The following is a 19,293-nucleotide window of genomic DNA, read 5'->3' as shown; positions in this document are numbered from 1 at the left end:
CGATCACCCGGCCGGACGGGAGCCTCCGGCCGCCTCAGCGGGGAATCGCCGCCGCCCGGACCCGGGTCGCGGGCACGACGACCGCCGCCACCGCGAGCACGCCGCACAGGACGATCACCCCGGCGACCGGCTCCCAGGGCACGTCGAACGGGACCGGCCCGGACAGCTGGAGCAGCGCCGCGTACAGGCCGAGCAGCCCGAGCGCGGTGGCCACGGCGGAGAGCAGTACGCCCACCGCCACGACCAGCAGCGCCTCGCCCACGACGTACCGCAGGAGCTGCGGCCTGGTCGCGCCGAGCAGGCGCAGCGCGCCGTGCTCCCCCGCCCGGTCGGGCGCCGCCATCAGCAACGTGTTGACCATCGCGATCACCGTGTAGCCCAGCATGATGGCGAGCACGGCCAGCGCGCCGAGACGGCCGGCGGACGCGCCGCCGTCCGCGACCTCCGTCGCCCAGGCGGCCCTGGTCACGGCGCGGGCGTTGTGCCCCTCGGCGGCCCGTTCCAGGGCCTCGCCCAGGCCGGCCGCCGGGGCGCCGGGGCGCGGCGTCACGTAGGCGGCCGACGGCAGGGCGGCGCCCGCGTGCGCCGGGGTGACGTAGGAGTCGGCGGGGGCGTCCGCGCCGAGCAGCGCGACGACCGTCAGCGCCACCGGGCTGCCGTCGGCCCGCCACAACCTCACCCGCTCCCCCAGGCCCAGCTCCCAGGTGGGCGAGACGGCGATCGTGTCGTCCCGCAACCCCGCCAGCGAGCCGGCGCTCACCGGTATCGACAGAACCGTGGTGAGCCCGGCCGGGTCCACGGCCTCGGCCGGGCGCCGGATGAGCTGGGTGCCCTCCCCTTCGAGGGTGTAGAGGCTCGTCCGCGTCGTGGTGGTGACCTCGGCCCCGGGAACGGCGCGCAGGCGCTCGACGAGCTGCCGGTCCAGACCGGCCGCGCCGGTGGGCAGCACCAGGTGATCGGCGCGCACGGGCGCGGTGCGCATCGCGGCCTTCGTGGCGTCGGTCAGCGCGGCGCCGCCCAGCAGCGTGGCCGCCAGGGCGACGGTGACCAGGACCGGCGCGGCCGTGGCGGCGGTGCGCCGGGTCGAGGCCATCGCCCCGGCGGTGACCACCAGGCCGCCCGCGCCGCGCGCGCGGCCCAGCGGGACGGCCAGCAGCCGCGCGGCCGGGCCGACGAAGACCGGCGCGAGCAGCCCGACCCCGGCGATGAGCAGCATGACGACCGGCATGAACGTCTTGTTGTTGGTCGCCCCCGCCGGATCGGTGACGGCGTTGACCAGCATGCTGCCGACCGCCGCGGCGAGCAGGCCGCCGCCGGCGAGCCAGCGGCCCGGGGTCATGACCCGGGGCTCGACGGCCGCCTCGCGCAGCGCCTCGGCGGGGCGTACCCGGCCGGCGCGGCGGGCGGCCAGGGCCACGCCGAGCACCGCCACCAGCACACCGGCGCCGAAGGCGACGAGGGCGGGCGCGGCGCCGGTGGCGGGCCTCAGCCAGGCGGGCGCCATGCCGAGCGAGGCCAGCAGGCGCAGGATCGGGCCGGTGGCGAGCGGGCCGGTCAGCGCGCCGAGCGCGGCGGCGGTGACCGCCACCAGCAGGGCCTCGCCGTACACCATGCGCCTGATCTGGCGGGCGGTCGCGCCGAGGGTGCGGAGCAGGGCGAACTCGCGGCGGCGCTGGCCGACCGCGAAAGCGAAGGTGGACGAGACCACGAAGACGGCAACGAAAGCGGCGAAACCGGCGGCGATGCCGGCGATCGTGCTCGCGTTGTCGCGTGCCTCCTCATCGGCCTCGTGGAACGGGTCCAGCAGCGCCCGCTCCGCCCCGGTCAGCACCCGTACCCGCTCCGAGACCACCGGCCCGCCCGCTCCGCCGTCCCGCACCGGCCCGTTCGCGGCGGCGTGCGACGCCCCGCCGGCCGGAGCGGTGTCCGGTGGGGTGCCGGACCAGCCGGTGCCCTCGGTCGCGGCGCCGGTGGCCGCCGCCTCGCCCAGGACGGCGCGGACCTCGGCGACCGGCCGCCAGAGGGCCAGGGCGTCGATGCGCGGCGACAGGCGGGCGGCCCGCTCGTCGGTGAAGAACACCGTCGGCTGCGGCCCCGGCGCGGCGAGCCCCACCACCCGGTACGCCCGCGCCCCGGCCGCGGTCACCACCCGGGCCCGCGCTCCCACCCGCGCGCCCCCGGTCACGACGATCTCGCTGTCCGCGGCGGGCGCCCGGCCCGCGACCAGCGGCTGCGGCGCCGTGCGCGCCGCCGACCAGGGCCGCCCGACGGCCGGCGGGCCGCCGGCGAGCCGCGCGGGGAAGACCCGGTCCACCACCGCGCCGGGCAGCCGCGCGACCAGCCCGGCGGCCAGCCCCCGCGGCTCGGCCAGCGGCGCGGTGCTCTCGCCGAGCCGGCTCCGCACGGCCATCCGCTCGTCGGGGGCGACCACGACGGGAACGGCGGCGTACCGCTGCGGCGCCCGTCCCGGCGAGGAGACGCTGGAGACCAGCACCTGCCCGAGCGCGGCCGTCAACGCCGCGCCGAGCGCGAGGGCGACGAACGTGCCCGCGAACGACGGCCACCGCACGCGCAGCGTGGACCAGGCGATCCTCAGCACGACGCCTCCAGGTGCAACATCCGGGTGGCGATCTCCTCGGCGGAGGGGTCGCGCAACTCGCCGTAGATCCGGCCGTCGGCCAGGAACACCACGCGGTCGGCGTACGAGGCCGCCACGGGATCGTGGGTGACCATGACGACGGTCTGCGCCTGCCCGTCCACCAGGTCGCGCAGCAGGCGCAGCACCTCCCGGCTGGTGCCGGCGTCGAGCGCGCCGGTGGGCTCGTCGGCGAACAACACGGCCGGCCGGGTGATCAGCGCGCGGGCGATGGCCACCCGCTGCTGCTGGCCGCCGGACATCTCGGCGGGCCGGTGGCCGGCCCGCTCGGCCAAACCCACCGCGGCCAGGCTCTGGCGCACCTGCCGGGCGTCGGGACGCCGGCCCGCCAGCCGCAGCGGCAGCGCGACGTTCTGGGCGGCGGTGAGCGACGGCAGCAGGTTGAAGGACTGGAAGACGAACCCGATGCGGTCGCGCCGCAGCAGCGTCAGCCTCCGGTCGCCGAGCTCCGCCAGGTCCCGCCCGTCCACGACGACCCGTCCGGCGCTGGGCCGGTCGAGCCCGGCCGCGCACTGCAGCAGCGTGGACTTGCCCGATCCCGACGGGCCCATCACGGCCGTGAACGTGCCGGCGCCGAAGCCGATCGACACGTCGTCGAGCGCCGTGACGCCGTGTGCGTAATGTCTGGTCACCGAGATCAGGTCGACCACGTGCGGGGGTTTCATGGACGACGACGCTAGGGAACGCCGTGGACGGGCGGTACCGGACGAGTGACTAGGATTCCTTCCGTGCTGCGGGGGCGGGAGTCGGAACAACGTGCCGTCGGCGCGCTCCTCGACCGGGCCCGGGAGGGCCGCTCCGGCGTGCTGGTGATCAGCGGCGAGCCGGGCATCGGCAAGACGGCGTTGCTGGCCTACGCCGAGGAGCGCGCGGCCGGGTTCCAGGTGCTGCGCGGCCTGGGCGTCGAGACGGAGGCCGATCTTCCGTACGCCTCGCTCCACCTGCTCCTGCGCGGCGGGCTGGACCGCCTGGACGCGCTGCCGGGGCCGCAGGCGGCGGCGCTGGCGGGCGCGCTGGGCCTGGCCGCGGCGCGGCCCGACGACCGTTTCCACGTCGGCGTGGCCGTGTTGTCGCTGCTGGCCGAGCTGGCCGAGGACCGGCCGCTGCTGTGTCTGGTGGACGACGCGCACTGGCTGGACCAGGCGTCGGCGCGCGCCCTGCGCTTCGCCGCGCGCCGGCTGCACGCGGAGGGCGTGGTGCTGTTGTTCGCCGCCCGCGACGGCTTCGGCACGAGCGGACCGGACCTGGGCGACGGGCTCGGCCCCGGGAGCGGGTTCGGCGGCGGGTTCGGTGGCGGGTTCGACGCGGCCGGGCTGCCGGAGCTGCGGCTCGGCGGGCTTGACGACGACAGCGCCGCGCGGCTGCTCGCCGAGGCCGCTCCCGGGCTGGCCGCCACGGCCCGGGCCCGGATCATCGAGGAGAGCGCCGGCAACCCGCTCGCCCTGCTCGAACTGCCCCGCCTGCCCGGCCCGTCCTCCGCCCAGCCCTCCGCCCAGCCCTACGACCCGGCCTACGACCCGCCCTTCGACCGCGGCGCGCCGCCGCTGCCGGAGCGCCTGCGCCGGGCCTACGCCGCCCGCATCGGCCGCCTGCCCGCCGACGCCCGTACCGCGCTGCTGGTCACGGCACTGGCCGACGACGGCGACCTGGCCGTCGTCACCGGCGCGTGCGCCGCGCTCGGCGCCGGCCCCGCCGCGCTCGGCGCGGCCGAGCAGTCCGGGCTGGTCGCCGTCACCGGACGGCAGGTACGCTTCGCCCACCCGCTGATGCGGGCCGCGGCCGTCCGGCTCAGCACGTACGACCTGCGGCTGAAGGCGCACGCGGCCCTGGCCGGCCTCTTGCGCGACCAGCCGGACCGCCGGGCCTGGCACCTGGCCGCCGCCGCGACCGGCCCGGACGAGAGCGCCGCGCGGGCGCTGGAGGACCTGGCCGCCCGGGCCGAGCGGCGCGGCGCGGCCGTCAGCGCCTGCGCCGCCCTCGAACGGGCCGCCGAGCTGAGCGAGGACGGCCCGGCCAAGGGCCGCCGCCTGCTGTCGGCCGCCGAGCGGGCCACCGAGACCGGCCAGCTGCGCCGCGCCCAGCGGCTCATCGAGGCCGCCGTCGCGCTCGCCCCCGAGCAGGGGGCCCGTGGCACGCTCCCCCGCCTGCGGGCCAGGATCGCCTTCGGTCAGGGCTCTCCCCACCTGGCCCACGACCTGCTGCTGGAAGGGGCCGCGCAGATCGCGGCCGAGGACCGCGGCACCGCCGGCCAGATGCTGGTGGAGGCGGCGAGCAACGCCAACCGGCTCGGCGACGCGGGCCGGCTGATCGAGGCCGCCGCCCGCCTGCGCGAGCTGGACCTGCGCCCGGAGGACGACCTCGACCTGGCCCGGCAGTCCGCCCACAGCATGGCGATGCTGCTCACCGACGGGCCCGCCGCCGCCCTGCCGGTCATGCGCGAGGTGGTGGCCGGCGGCAGCCGCGTCGCCTCGGTGATGAACACGCGCCGGATCAACGCCTCCTACTTCGCCCTCCGGACCGGCGACTTCCCGGCGGCGTGGGAGATCGCCCGCGCCGCCGCCGACGAGTGCCGGGCCGGCGGCGAGGTCGGCAAGCTCGTCATCCTGCACATCACGCTCGCCACCGCCGAGATCTTCCTGGGCCGGTTCGCGGACGCCGCCGCCACCGCCGAGGAGGGCCTGCTGCTGTCCGCCGAGAGCGGCGGGCCGAGCCGGGCCGGCTGCATGCGGGGCATCCTGGCCTGGCTGGCCGCCGCGCGCGGCGAGGCGGAGCGGTGCGCCGCGCACGCCGCGGCCGCCCGCGAGCACCACGACGCCAACGGCATCGTCAACGGCCTGGCCTGGGCGCAGTGGGCGCAGGCCCTGCTCGACCTGGGCCGGGGCCGGGCCGCGGAGGCGCTGGAGCGGCTGGAGGCGGCGCTGGCCGGCCCCGTGCGCCTCCAGTTCCAGGCGGTGCACCTGGCGCCCGACCAGATCGAGGCCGCCGCCCGGCTGGGCCGGCCCGCCGGGGAGGCGCTGGACCGCTACGCGCGCTGGGCCGAGGCCGCGGATCTGCCGTGGGCGCGGGCCGTCCTGGAGCGCTGCCGGGCGCTGCTGGAGCCCGACGGAGAGCGGGCGCTCGGCCACTTCGCCGCCGCCGCCCGGCTGCACGCGCGCGGCGGCCACCCCTGGGAGGCGGCGCGCACCGCGCTGCTGCACGGCGAGCGCCTGCGCAGGGAGCGGCGCAAGCGCGAGGCCCGCACCCATCTGCGGGCCGCGCTGGAGACGTTCCGGCGGCTGGAGGCCCGCCCGTGGGCCGAGCGGGCCGCGAACGAGCTGCGTGCCGCGGGCGACGGCGACCTGCCCGCCGCCGGCACGGACGCCACGTCCGCGCTGTCACCGCAGGAGCTGCAGATCGTCCGCCTGGCCGCGGCCGGCCGCACGAACAAGGAGATCGGCGCGCGGCTCTTCCTCAGCCCCAAGACCGTCAGCTACCACCTGTACCGGGCCTTCCCCAAGCTGGGCGTGACCAGCCGGGCCCAGCTCGCCGGGCTCGACCTGCCCTGACGACGAGGGTGCTCCGGGCCGCGGGCGGCCTGCCCGCGGCCCGGAGATCCGGGTCACTGGACGTTGATCGTGTCCACCTCCACGGTGACGCCCTTCACCTGCGGCGTCGAGGTGGCCGTGGTGACCTTCCCGGCGCCCGCGCTGACGCCCTTGATCTTCATCGAGTACGTGAGCGTCCCGCCGGGCGCGCCGGGGGTGCTCCGCACGACGAGGTCGCCGGTGGGCGGGCCGGATATCTGGTCACCGGCCGTGCCCTCGGCGTTCTCGGCGCCCACCGTCAGGCCGAAGCCGGCCGGCGGTTCCCCGGGCAGGCGCTCGGGGTCGTAGGCGTAGCTGATGTCCTCGGTGCCGTTCAGCCCGATCCACTGCTGGAACACCTTGAGCGCGCTGGTGCCGTAGGCGTTGACCCGCCACTCGACGACCACCCAGTCGTTGACCCCGTCGGTGAGGATGGTGGCGTAGACGCCGGGGGCGCCGGTGCCGTCGAGGTCGGTCCAGTAGGAGGCGAGCACGCCGTTCGGCCGCTCCGGGTCGGGCAGCGTCTGCGGCTCGAACGCGATGTCCTCCGCGCCGTTGGTGCCGCCCGCGACGGTGTAGCCGTTGGAGACCACGCCGAGCCTGGTGTAGGTGCGGCCGGCGAAGGTGAACGCCGGCACGGTGAGGTTCAGCGCCTGCTCGTCGCCGATCGGCGTCGGGGTGACGCCGAACGCGTCGAGCGGCAGGTACCCGGCCGGGCCGGCGCCGGGCGCGACGGTCGGCCGGTCGGGCTGCCGCCCGGCCAGCGTCGCCTTGGCCGTGGCGATCTGGGTGCCGACCTTGGTGGCCCCGGTGACGCTGTTCAGGCGCAGCCGCGCGTCGAGCGTGCTCAGCGCGGTGACCTCGGCGCTCTCCAGGCTGGTGTTCTGGACCGTGACCGTGCAGGTGGACTCGCCGGTGTTCCTGGCGATGGTGTCCGGCACGCAGGTCTGGTCCACCGGGACGACGCCCTCCTGGCGGTAGAACGCGACCGGCAGGTGCAGCGCGCGCGAGCCGCCCACCTGCTTGAGGTCCACCTGGCCGAAGTACTGGCCGTCGGGCAGCTCGGGCGCGGTGATCACCACGCTGAGCCGGGCGGTCTTGCCGGGCGCCACCGACAGCAGCGGCGGCACCACGGCGATGGCGGCGCCGCTGACCGTCCGGCCCGTGGCGGTGAAGGTGAGCGTGCGGTCGGTGACGTTGGTGACCCTGCGCTCGGCGGTGATGGCGCCCGGCATGACGGGCGCGTTCACCGACGGCAGGTTGAGGTCGATGCGGTCGCGCGGGTCGGTCGCGGAGGCGGCGAAGTTCGCGGCGCTCTCGTCCAGGGTCAGGCCGGGGTCGCCGGCCTTGGTCAGGTCGATGCGCCCGCCGCCCATGTCGAACGGGTCGGCCGGGGTGGTGCCGTCCGGCTTGGTGACCGCGGTCCTGCCGGTGGTCTCCAGCGCGGACTTCACCTGTCCCGGCGTCCAGCCGGGGTGCAGGGCGAACACCAGCGCCGCCGCGCCGGTCACGTGCGGGGCCGACATCGAGGTGCCCGAGATGACCTGGAAGCGGTTGCCGGGCGGCCCTTCGAGCGGCGACTCCGGCGTCGGCGTCATGCCGGCCATGATGTGCAGGCCGGGCGCGGTCACGTCCGGCTTGAGGAAGTCGCCGCCGGGGCCGCGCGAGGAGAAGTACGTCATCCGGTCGCCCTGCCAGGTGGTCTTCGTGCCCTGGGTGAACGACGCGGTGGTGCCCGGGTGGGCGGCCAGGAAGGCCAGCAGCGTGTCGGCCTCCGGCTTGTCGAGGTGCACCGTCGGGATCCAGTGGTTGTCGGTGAAGACGTCGAACGGGAAGGTGTTGTAGAGGATCATCCCGGCCGCGCCGCCCTGCCGGACGTTGAAGCCCTTCAGCACCCGGTTGGGGGTGCGCTCGCAGGCGACGATCTTCCCGGTGAAGATCCCGGCCGGGGCCGGGGTGTCGCAGTCCGCGTTGTTGTACGGCGGCGCCGAGGCGAGCACCACGGGCAGCGGCGAGGAGATGCCCGCCGTGATGGAGGCGCCCTTGACCGTCGCCGTCGCGCCGCCGCCGCTCAGCGTGAGCGTCGACTGGAACGTGCGGTTCTGCGTGGACGCGGCGACCGTGGTGACCCACGGCCCCCGGTGGTCGGTGGTGGCGGCGCCGGGCCCGGAGTTGCCGGCCGAGGCCGAGACGAGCACGCCGGCCGCGTACGCGTCCAGGAACGCCAGCTCGACCGGGTCGCTGTAGGGGTCGCTGCCGCCGGAGATGGAGAAGTTGATGACCCGGACGCCGTCCAGGATGGCCCGCGCCACCGCCTGCGCCGAGTCGGAGGGGAAGCAGCCCTCCGCGCCGCAGACCTTGTAGACCGACACGGCCGCGCCGGGCGCGATGCCGTGGATCGGGCCGCGGCTGATGCCGAGCGGGTCGGCGTCGGCCACCGGCCCGCCGGCCGAGGTGGTGGCGGTGTGGGTGCCGTGGCCGTTGGAGTCGCGGGCGCTGTCGGGGTAGACCTCGCCGCCGAAGACCTCATTGTAGGTGTCGAGGAACGGCCGCCCGCCGATGAGCTTGTTGGTGCAGGTGAACGGGTCGTTCGCGGGCGTCAGCGGGTTGTCGCCGAAGTCGCACTCGCGCGGCGTGCCGTCCTTGGTGGGCGGCGCGGCGGGCAGCCCCGGCCGGTCGGCGAAGGACGGGTGCTCGGGCCAGGCGCCGCTGTCCAGCACGCCCACGATCACGCCCTTGCCGGCGGTGGCGCTGCCGCCGAGCTTCGGGTAGACGGCGTCGGCGCCGATGAAGGCCGGGCTGGAGTCGGTGAGCAGCCGCTCGGGCTTGTCCTCCTGGACGGCGGCCACGCCGGGCAGCTTGAGCACCTCGGCCGCCTTGTCGCCGGGGATGCGCAGCGCGATGCCGCCGTAGACGGTCCTGATGCGCTGGCCGACGTCGGCGCCGGGGACCTTCCTGGACAGCTCGGCGAGGAAGGCGTTCTCGACGTCCTCGATGTGCCCGGCGTACTTCCTGGCGTCGGCGCTCCTCGGGTCGAGCGCCTTGCCGGTGACGGCGGGGCTGGTGCCCGGCAGGCCGGGCAGGCCGCCGCGGTAGGCGGCCAGGGAGTCGTAGTCGAGCTTGACCACGACGTTGACCGGCTTCGGCGAGGTGCCGCGGAGCAGGGCGGCGTCGCTCCTGGCGAGCTTGCCCGACGCGGACTTGGCGCCGTCCACCAGCTCGCCGCCGCTCAGCGGGACGGCCTTCCACTTGCCGGTCGCCGGCGGGGACGGGACGGGGCTCGCGAACGCCGCCGCCGGGCTCAGGGCCAGGACGACGCCCAGGCCCGCGGCGGCCGCGGCGAGCCTGCGCAGGCGCGACGGCCGGGCGCGGGAAGCACGGGCGCGGAACGAAGAGGAGCGGGATAACCAGGAACGGGACGGCCGGGAGCGGGGCGACAGGGAGCTGGATGACACGGGACCTCCTCGCCGAGGGGCTGCGTGGGCCTCGTCGGCCGCTCGCGGAGGCGTCGGGTCACCCGGCGTCGGGGCACGCCGGAGAGAGAGCAGACCCCTCCCCGGCGGGTGACGAGCTGGAGCCGCCGTCCTGGCGGGGCGGCCGGGCTCCGGACTGGAGTGTAACCAGTGGGGACGTCCCAGGCACGGGGCTGATCGCGTCCGTTTGCGGACGTCGTACGATGAGGCATCGCAGGACCGGGGATGACGTGCGGCTTCCCCAGCAGGAACGGGACGGGCACCGCGTGAACGTTGAGACGGGCACCCCGGCGGGCATCCCGGCGGGCGCCCCAGCGGGCGCCCCGGCGGACACCCCGGCGGGCGCCCCGGCGGGCACGGCCGACGGGCGGGCGCGGTGGGTCTCCGGGCTGCTGGCCGCGCTGTCGGTGACGCTGACCCTCGCCGGCACCGCGATCCAGTGGTCGGTGCCGCCGGAGTGGGCGCCGTGGCCGCCGTTCGTGCCCGACCACGCGGCCGGGGTGGCGTTCCCGCTGACGGGAGCGTTCCTGATCCGGCACCGCCCGCGGCTGCGGCTGGCCTGGCTGATGTGCGCCGGCGGGCTCGGCTCGGCGGTCAACGTCATGGCCACCGGGTTGCAGCTCGCCCTGGCCGCGGGCGGCGACCTGGAGGGCGCGGGCCGGCTGCGGATCGCGGCCCTGGCGGGCTGGGTGGTGGCCGCGTGCGCGTTGTCGGCGCTGCTGCCGCTGCTGTCCCCCGACGACCGGCTGCCGTCGCGGCGCTGGCTGCCGGTGGCGGTCGTGGGTGTGGCGGCGACGGTCGCCGAGGGGCTGCGCGGCGTGCTGCGGCCCGCGCCGCCCGCGGCCGCCTACCGCTATCCCGAGGTCATCCCCAACCCGCTGGCCGTCGAGGCGCTGGCCCCCTACAACGCGGGCGCGCAGGCCGTCCTGACGACGGTGATCAACGCCTGCGTGGTGCTCGGCGTGCTGTCGCTGCTGGCACGCCTGCGGCGGGCGGCGCCGGCCGGGCGGCGGCAGATCGCCTGGCCGCTGTCGGCGTTCGTCGTCTACACCGCGTTCCTGCTGCTGGGGCAGGACTCCTGGCCGCTGGCCACCGTCTGGGCCGCGCTGATCCCGGTGGCCATCGCGTTCGCGGTGCTGCGGCACCGCCTGTACGGCATCGACACCGTCATCAGCCGCACGGTGATCGCGACCGGCCTGGTCGTCACCGTCGGCGCGGTGTACTTCGGCGTCAGCGCCCTGGCCGGGCTGCTGCTGTCGGGCTACGACCGGCTCGCCGGGCTGGCGGCCACGCTGGCGGCCGGCGCGCTGTTCCAGCCGCTGCGCGCCCGGCTGGGCCGCATGACCGACACCCTGCTGTACGGCCGGCACGGCCGCCCCGAGGAGCTGGCCCGCCGGCTCACGACCGAGGTGGGCGCGCGGGAGCCGGCGAACGCGCTGGCCGCGGTCACCTCCGTGGTGCGCGACGGGCTCGGCGTGACCGGTGTCGTGGTCGAGGCCGGCCCGCCGGGGACGCGGCCGGAGCTGCGGGTGGAGCTGGGCGCGGCCGGGACGTGGCCCCGGGTGGTGCCGCTGGTGTGGCACGGCGAGCCGGTCGGCCGCATGCTGGTCGGGCCGCCGGGGCCGCGCCGCTTCTCGGCCGCCTACACCGAGCGGCTCGTCGGGGTGGCGGTCCCGTTCGTCGCGGACGTCGCGCACGCCGTGCTGATGGCCGCCGACCTGCAACGCTCCCGCGAGCGCATCCTGACCGCCCGCGAGGAGGAGCGGCGCCGGCTCCGCCGCGACCTGCACGACGGGCTCGGCACGGCGCTGGCCGGCATGGCGATGTCACTGAACCTGGCCCGCCTCAGCCTGCGCGAGGCGCCCGGCGCGGCCGAGGCGCTGCTGCTGGACCTGCGCAGCGGCATGGACTCGGTCAGCCAGGAGGTACGCGAGCTGGTGTACGGCCTGCGCCCGCCCACCCTCGACGACCTGGGCCTGGCCGGCGCGGTCCGCGCCCTGGCCGCCGAGCCGGGGCCGCCGGTGGAGGTCGAGGTGACGGGCGGGACGGGTGACCTGCCCGCGGCCATCGAGGTGGCCGCGTACCGCATCGCGCAGGAGGCGCTGACGAACGCGCGCAAGCACGCCGCCGCCGGCCGGGTCACCGTGACGCTGGCCCGCTCGGCACGCGCGCTCGTGGTGCGGGTCCGCGACGACGGCAGGGGGCTGCCGCGACGGCGGCGGTCCGGCGTGGGCTTCGCCTCGATGCGCGAGCGGGCCGCCGAGCTGGGCGGCACCTGCCTGATCACCTCGCCCGCGGCGGGCGGCACGCAGGTGGAGGCCACGCTGCCGCTGTGAGGCCCCTCCCCCGGCCCCCTCCCCCGGCCCCCGGCCCCCGCCCCCGCTGCCGGGGCCGTCCGGACGGACCGAAGCCGCGGCGCGCACCTCGGGCTTGATCGCGGGGACGACGGTTGCCATGGAATGGTACGCGCCGCGGCTCGGCGTTCGTGGTGTCGTGGGTCGGTCGGGGATCAGTGGGGATCGGTGGGGATCGGCCGGGGCCGGTCAGCCGTTGCAGCCGCAGCCGCAACCGGAGGCGCATGAGCAGGACGAGCCGTGGCCGCAGGAGCAGTTCGCCTTGTTCGAGTCCATGTCTCGTATGTTCCTTGGCCGGCCGCTCCTCGACCTCACCTGGAGAGCACACATTCCCGCCGCCGAGGGCAGGTGAACCGAACCCGGGCTCCCTACTTGTTGTGCCCCCTGGCGCGGCCGTTGCCGGGGTGCAGCGGCTTGACCTGCCGCGGGGTGTGGCCGCCCCGCGCGGCGGTCTTCTTGGCCTGGCCCGGCGGCACGAACGACCGGCCCTGCCGGGGCGGGGCCTGCCTGGGCGTGACCCCGGCGGCGTGCTCGCCGCCGAGGTCCCTGGCCTGCCTGCCGGCGGTGCGCTTGACGGTGACCGACGTGCGCTCGACGGAGACGGGGCGTACCTGAAGGGCGGCCGGCTCCTCGGGAACGGCGGGCTGCTGCTCGGGGAGGGCCCGCCGCTGGGGGACGGTGGCCGTGCCCGCCTCGGGGCGGGGCTCCTGGGCGGTCGCGCCGCCCGCCGGCTCGTTCCCCGGCCAGGACGTGACGGCCAGGATGCTGACGATCAGCGCGGCCATCGCGGCGACCTGCCGGCCTGGCACGTTCCGCGGCCCGGCCACCGCGCCCGCTCCAGGGGCCGCTCCCGCGTCCGCCGCGGGTGCTTCCAGCGCTCCGGACGGCAGGGGCGCGACGGCCCCCGTGCGCGGCATGCCGCCCGCGCGGGAGACGCTTCCCGTGCGCGGCATGCCGCCCGTCCAGGAGACGCTTCCCGTACGCGGCATGCCGCCCATGCGGGGGCCGAAGGAGGCGGCGAGCAACGCGCGCGTCCCGGACCGTACGCCCGCCGGCGCCCGGCCCCGCGCCCAGGCGCGTATCCCCGGCCAGGCCCGTGCCACCGCCCGCCGGGACGCGCCCGATCCGCCGGACCCGCCGGACCCGCCGGACCGGGCAGGCCCGGCGGATCGGGGGGACGCGGCACGCCGGCCGGGCTCCGCGGGCTCCCCGGGCTCCGCGGGCTCTCCGGGCTCCGCGGGCCCGCCTGGCGCCGCGGCCTCCAGGGCGAGGATGCGGCGCAGGTGGCGGCGGGCGGCGGCGAGGCTCCAGCGGCGCTGCGGATCCTTGTCCAGCAGGCCCATGAGGAGCGGCGCGAGCGGCCCGGCCCGCTCGAACGGCGCCGGGTCGGCGACGAGCACGGCGCTGATCGTGGCCAGCGCGCTGCCCTGCTCGAACGGCGAACGCCCCTCCACCGCCGTGTACAGGGTCACGCCCAGCGACCACAGGTCGGCCTCCGGCGTCGGCGGCCCGCCGCGCGCGCGTTCCGGCGCGATGTAGGCGGGCGTGCCGACGACGATGCCCGCCTGGGTGAGGCCCACCGGTTGCTCCAGGCTGGTGGCCAGCCCGAAGTCGGTGAGCACGGCGTGCGTCCCACCGGCGTCCAGGAGGATGTTGGCGGGCTTGACGTCGCGGTGCACGATGCCGGCCTGGTGCGCGGCCTCCAGGGCGTCCAGCACCTGGAGGCCGAGGGCGGCCACGGCGGCGGGCGGCAGCGGGCCGCGCTCGGTGAGCACGTCGGCCAGGGTGGGCGCGGGGACGAGCTGGAGCACGATCCACGGCCGCTCGTCGAACACCACCACGTCGTAGACGGTGGCGATGTGCGGGTGGCTGAGCCGGGCGGCCAGGCGGGCCTCGCTCATGGTCCGGCTCAGCAGCGCCTCGCGCTCGGACGGCGGCCGCTGGTCGAGGGTGACCTCCTTGACCGCGACGGGCCGGTCCAGCAGCTCGTCATGGCCGCGCCAGACGCGGCCCATGCCACCCCGGCCCAGCTCTGCCTGCAACCGGTAGCGGCCCGCCAGTACCAGACCATCGTCACGCGAAACGGACATAGCGCCCGGCCTACCCGATCAACATCCAGTCATGCACGAACTGACGTAACGGCCCGGCGTCGAATCCGCGACCCGCGGCCGGGCGCTCAGTCATCGGCCGGCGCGGTGAGCTGGATGCCGACCAGGCAGGTGTCGTCGTCCGTGTCGGAGTTGCTGTGGGTGAGCAGGTGGTCCAGGCGGTGCTCCAGGGAGGCCGCCGGATGGCCGGCCGTCCGCAGGAGCTGCTGCTGGGAGTGGTGCAGGGTGCGGTCGCGCCGTTCGATCAGGCCGTCGGTGTACATGAGGAGCGTGTCGCCGGGCAGGAGCTGGATCCGGCTCTCCTCGTAGGTGACCTCCGACAGGGCGCCCAGCAGGACGCCGTTGATGAGGTCCAGCTCCGACGCCTCGCCCTTGCGGATGAGGATGGGCGGCAGGTGGCCGCCGCGCGCCCAGCGCAGCACGCCGGTCTCCGGGTCGTACAGGCCGCAGATCGCGGTGGCCGTGACGTTCTCGGTCAGGTGGTGGGCCACCATGTTGAGCCAGGTCAGGAGCTGGGCGGGGCCGGCGCCCGTGGCGGCCAGGCCGCGCAGCGCGTTGCGCAGCACGACCATGCCGGTGGCCGCCTCGATGCCGTGCCCGGCGACGTCCCCGACCGACAGCAGGATCTGCTTGGACGGCAGCACCACGGCGTCGTACCAGTCGCCGCCGACCAGGTGCTCCTTCTCGGCGGGGCGGTAGCGGACCGCGATGTTGAGGTCGAAGGCCTCCATCGGGCCCCGGGTGGGCGGCATGATGGCCTGCTGGAGCTGGAGCGCCAGCCGGTTGCGCTCGGCGGCCTGCTGCTCGGTGTGGGCGAGCTGGTCGCGGGTGGCGGCCAGCGCCACTTCCGTCCAGTGCTGGGAGGAGATGTCCTGGTACGCGCCGCGCACCGCGAGCAGCCGCCCGTCCGGCGACAGGACGGGCTCGGCCACCACCCGGATGTGCCGGGAGATGCCGTCGGAGCGCTGCAACCGGAACGCGGTCGAGGCCGCCCGGCGGTGGTGCGTCAGCGTGCGCAGGAAGCGGCCGATGAGCACGGCCTCGTCGGGATGGGCGTGGTCGGCCAGCTGTTCGAGCGGGATGGGCGGCTCGCCGGGCTTCATGCCGTACAGGTCGTAGAGCTGGCGGTTCCAGGTGATCTCGCCGGTCAGCGTGTTCTCCTCGAACCCGCCGATGCGGCCCAGGCGCTGGGCGTGCTGGAGCAGGCTCGCCAGGCGGGTGGCCTCGTCCTCCAGGCGCCAGATGAGCAGCACGCCGTCGCCGTGCCGGGTGATGCTGACGCCGGCGATGCTCTGCAGCGGCACGTCGTCCACCAGCGCGGTGAGCGGCATGCTCTCCGCCCGGAACGGCTCGCCGGTGGCGTGCACGTGCTCGACCACGGAGAACAGGCCGCCCTCGTCGGCCGCCAGCGGGTACGCCTCCAGCAGCAGCGCCCCGGCCACCGCGCCCTTGGGCCGGCCCGCCGGGTCCACGAAGTGCTGGTTGGCGTGGGTGATGCGGAAGTCGGTGAGCCGGCCGGCCGGGTCGAGGTGCGGCTGGAGCACCAGGGCGGCGTCCGGCAGCGCGTCGGCCAGTCCGATCAGCTCCGACTGCCCGGCGCCGCCGCCGGGCTCGACCGGCCGTTCGAGGGTGTGGGAGCACAGCTCGGCCAGGGCCTCGACCTGCTTGCGCACCTGCGGCGGCTGCGGCCCGACGGGGCCCGGCCAGCCGATCTCCAGCACGCCCATGATGCGGCCGCCGGTGCCGGCGGGCACCGCCACCCGGCCGCCGTCGGGGGTGAGGCTCATCCCGATCGACGGCAGCCCGACCTCGCCCAGCGAGCGGATCCACACGGACTGCCGCTCGACGAGCGCGCTGCGCGCGGGGGTCTTCACGCCGGGCGGGACGTAGCGCCACCGGTCGGCCTCGGCGGTGCTGAAACCCGCGTAGGCGGCCAGGCTGAGCGAGCCGTCGGAGCCGACCGTCCAGACGGCGACGTTCGTCGCGCCGAGCGGCTTCAGCGCGTGCTCCAGCAGCGAGGTGGCGACCGCCTGCGCGTCCTGGGCCTCCAGCATGCCGTTCTCGGCCGAGCGCAGCCGCACCGCCACGTCGGCCGCCCGGCGGTGGGCGTTGGCGGCGCGGGTGGCGTCCAGGAACTCGCGGGTGGCCTCGCTGATGCGGTCCTGGGAAGCCTGGTTGATGATCTCGGCGGCGAGTTCGAGCTGCGTCACCCCGGCCTGCTCGGCGAGGAGTTCGAGCTGCTGCGCGGCCCCCGCCAGGCCGCACTGCAGCCGCTCGATGAGGATGCCCTTGGCCACCTCGATCAGCGCCCGGCCCTCGGCCGCGCGCTGGGCCTCCTGGATCTGCCGGCGCAGCCGCTCGATGGTGGCGGCCAGCCGCCCGAGGTTGCTCACCGCCGCGACCTCGGCGCGGGCGGGCACCGGGAGGTCCGGCTCCTGAGGGCTGTGCACTGTCGGTTACTCCTCGCCGTTCAGGCCGGGTGGGGGAAGGTGCCGGGCTTTCCTACACGTCGCTCCGCTGGACGCCGCTCTCCTAGACGTCGAGCCAGTGCCTGATCCGCCTCAGCAGGTGGTCGGAGTCCACCGGCTTGGTGACGTAGTCGCTGGCCCCCGCGCCCAGCGCCTTCTCCTGGTCGCCCGGCATGGCCTTGGCGGTCACCGCGATGATCGGCAGGTCGGCGTACTGCGGCATCTCGCGGATCTTGGCGGTGGCGACGTAGCCGTCCATCTCCGGCATCATCACGTCCATCAGCACGATGTCGATGTCGGGGTGGTTGGTCAGCGTCTCGATGCCCTGGCGGCCGTTCTCGGCGTGCAGGACGGTCATGCCGTGGATCTCCAGGATGCTGGTGATCGCGTACAGGTTGCGCGTGTCGTCGTCCACCACCAGCACGGTGCGGCCGGCGAGCATGCCGTCCACCTCCTGGCGGGACAGCGTGCCCACCGCGTCGGTCCGGATCAGCGGCAGCACGTCGCCGGGCTGCTCGGCGGTGAGGTGCAGGGCGATGCGCTCGCGCAGCTCGTCCAGGCTGGACAGCAGCTCCAGGGCCTGGTTCTCGGCGCGCTCGCGCAGCCGGGCCTTCTGCTGGGAGGTGGTCCGCCAGTTGCTGTAGGCCAGCACGGGCACGACCGCCAGGGCCGGGTCGCCGTCCATGGCCTCCAGGAGCTGGAACGCCGCCAGGTCGGGCATGTCCAGGTCGAGCACCATGCAGTGGCAGGGCTGGGCGGCCAGCGTCGCGGCGGCCTCCTCGGCGCCCGCGGCCCTGATGATCTCGACGGTGTCGTCCCTGCCGTCGGTCAGCTCGCGGACCACGCTCTCGGCGACCAGCGACAGCAGGCCGCCCGCGCGCTGCTCGATCACCAGCAGCCGCCGGTGCTGCGAGGAGCCGTCCTCCGGCGTGCCGGGGCCGGACGCGGTGTCCTGCCCGGCCTCCTCCGCGCCCTCCTGGACGGCCGTCGTGGCCGCGGCGCGCGCGGAGCCGTCGGCGAAGGCGGGGTGGGCGATCGGCAGGTACAACGTGAACACGCTGCCCTGGCCCGGCGTGCTCTGCACGGCGATCGCGCCGCCGAGCAGGTAGGCGATCTCGCGGGAGATCGACAGGCCGAGCCCGGTGCCGCCGTACTTGCGGCTGGTGGTGCCGTCGGCCTGCTGGAACGCCCCGAAGATCACTTCGAGCTGCTGCTCGGGGATGCCGATGCCGGTGTCCACCACGCGCAGTGCGAGGGCCGGGCCGTTGGCCCGCACGGTGGCGGGCAGCTCGGCCGGGGCGGCGGGCTCGATGCGCAGCTCGACCTTGCCGGTCTCGGTGAACTTGACCGCGTTGGACAGCAGGTTGCGCAGCACCTGGCGCAGTCGGGAGTCGTCGGTCAGCAGCTCGTTGGGGATGCCGGGGGCGGTGACGATGTTGAAGTCGAGGCTCTTCTCGCTGGTCATGGGCTGGAAGGTGGCCTCGACGTAGTCGAGCAGGCGGCGTAGCTGGACCCACTCGGGGTTGACGTCCATCTTGCCCGCCTCGACCTTCGACAGGTCGAGGATGTCGTTGATGAGCTGCAGCAGGTCCGAGCCGGCCGAGTGGATGATCTCCGCGTACTCGACCTGCTTCGGGGTCAGGTTGCGCGTGTGGTTCTGGGCCAGGAGCTGGGCCAGGATGAGCAGCGAGTTGAGCGGCGTGCGCAGCTCGTGGCTCATGTTGGCCAGGAACTCGCTCTTGTACTTCGAGGCGAGCGCGAGCTGCTGGGCGCGGTCCTCCAGCTCCTGCCTGGCCTGCTCGATCTCCAGGTTCTTGGCCTCGATGTCCTGGTTCTGGCTGACCAGGAGGTCGGCCTTCTCCTCCAGCTCGGCGTTGGAGCGCTGCAGCTCCTCCTGCTGGCTCTGCAGCTCCTCCGAGCGGGCCTGCAGCTCGGCGGCCAGCCGCTGGGACTCCTTCAGCAGCTCATCGGTACGCGCGTTGGCCACGATCGTGTTGAGGTTGACCCCGATCGTCTCCATGAGCTGCTCCAGGAACGCCCGGTGCACGGGCGTGAACTCCTGCACCGAGGCCAGCTCGATCACGCCGAGCACCTGCTCCTCGACCACGATCGGCAGCACGACGAGCGAGGCGGGCTCGATCCGGCCCAGGCCGGAGTCGATGGTGATGACGCCTGAGGGGATGTTCTCGGTCAGCGCGATCGTGCGGCGGCTGCGGGCGGCCTGCCCGATGAGGCCGTCGCCGAGGCGGAAGCGGGGGGCGCGCTCGGCCTCCACCGGGTAGCCGTAGGCGCTGATCAGCTTCAGCTCGCTCTCCTCGGCCAGGAAGAACGCGCCGTACTGGGCCGACACCAGCGGCGCCAGCTCGTTCATCACCAGCTCGGCCACCGTCGCCAGATCCCGGTGCCCCTGCATGAGGCCGGACATGCGGGCCAGGTTGGACTTCAGCCAGTCCTGCTGCTCGTTGGCCGTGGTGGTCTCGCGCAGCGACTTGACCATCGAGTTGATGTTGTCCTTGAGGTCGGCCAGCTCGCCCTCGGCGTCCACGGTGATGCTGCGGGTCAGGTCGCCGGAGGTGACCGCGCTGGTCACCTCCGCGATCGCGCGCACCTGCCGGGTCAGGTTGCCGGCCAGCTCGTTGACGTTCTCGGTCAGCCGCTTCCAGGTGCCCGA

General features: G+C 75.7%; 8 protein-coding genes. 2 read left to right on the top strand and 6 right to left on the bottom strand.

Annotated elements, in window-relative coordinates; all coding sequences use genetic code 11:
• Positions 1-34 precede the first annotated feature (34 nt).
• On the bottom strand, positions 35-2,599 hold the full coding sequence (locus AB0H75_RS25990) for an FtsX-like permease family protein (protein WP_367800310.1): 2,565 nt from the start codon (positions 2,597-2,599) through the stop codon (positions 35-37).
• A complete protein-coding gene (locus AB0H75_RS25985; RefSeq protein ID WP_367800308.1) occupies positions 2,593-3,321 on the bottom strand; it encodes an ABC transporter ATP-binding protein in 729 nt (242 codons plus the stop codon). The genes AB0H75_RS25990 and AB0H75_RS25985 overlap by 7 nt, the downstream gene beginning before the upstream one ends.
• A 63-nt stretch (positions 3,322-3,384) precedes the next feature.
• Here AB0H75_RS25985 and AB0H75_RS25980 point away from each other — a divergent pair, with 63 nt between their 5' ends.
• The gene (locus AB0H75_RS25980) at positions 3,385-6,201 is read left to right on the top strand and encodes an AAA family ATPase (RefSeq protein ID WP_367800306.1); all 2,817 of its coding nucleotides are present in this window, start codon (positions 3,385-3,387) and stop codon (positions 6,199-6,201) included.
• Positions 6,202-6,254: 53 nt separating this feature from the next.
• On the opposite strand, the gene AB0H75_RS25975 is transcribed toward AB0H75_RS25980, so the two are convergent.
• Entirely contained in the window at positions 6,255-9,674 is a 3,420-nt protein-coding gene (locus tag AB0H75_RS25975; protein WP_367800304.1) for a S8 family serine peptidase, read from the bottom strand.
• A 284-nt stretch (positions 9,675-9,958) separates the two neighbouring features.
• Between AB0H75_RS25975 and AB0H75_RS25970 the strand changes: the two genes are divergently transcribed.
• A complete protein-coding gene (locus tag AB0H75_RS25970) occupies positions 9,959-12,028 on the top strand; it encodes a sensor histidine kinase (protein WP_367800302.1) in 2,070 nt (689 codons plus the stop codon).
• 386 nt (positions 12,029-12,414) lie between these two features.
• On the opposite strand, the gene AB0H75_RS25965 is transcribed toward AB0H75_RS25970, so the two are convergent.
• The 3 genes from AB0H75_RS25965 to AB0H75_RS25955 all read right to left on the bottom strand — a co-directional run.
• A complete protein-coding gene (locus AB0H75_RS25965; protein WP_367800300.1) occupies positions 12,415-14,136 on the bottom strand; it encodes a protein kinase in 1,722 nt (573 codons plus the stop codon).
• A gap of 86 nt (positions 14,137-14,222) precedes the next feature.
• Positions 14,223-16,604, bottom strand: a complete 2,382-nt coding sequence (locus AB0H75_RS25960; RefSeq protein WP_367800298.1) for a SpoIIE family protein phosphatase — start codon at positions 16,602-16,604, stop codon at positions 14,223-14,225.
• An 82-nt stretch (positions 16,605-16,686) separates the two neighbouring features.
• Positions 16,687-19,293: response regulator (locus AB0H75_RS25955; protein ID WP_367800297.1), on the bottom strand; the 2,607-nt coding region annotated here is incomplete at its 5' end.

The organism is Nonomuraea sp. NPDC050783, assembly GCF_040802095.1.
Taxonomy (GTDB): Bacteria; Actinomycetota; Actinomycetes; order Streptosporangiales; family Streptosporangiaceae; genus Nonomuraea.
Note: the sequence above shows the minus strand (reverse complement) of the source record. Positions and strands in the feature narration are given on the sequence as shown.

Excerpts from the sequence above, each read along its gene's own strand:
- AB0H75_RS25985 (WP_367800308.1), bottom strand. The coding sequence starts at position 3,321 with ATGAAACCCCCGCACGTGGTCGACCTGATCTCGGTGACCAGACATTAC.
- AB0H75_RS25965 (WP_367800300.1), bottom strand. The coding sequence starts at position 14,136 with ATGTCCGTTTCGCGTGACGATGGTCTGGTACTGGCGGGCCGCTACCGG.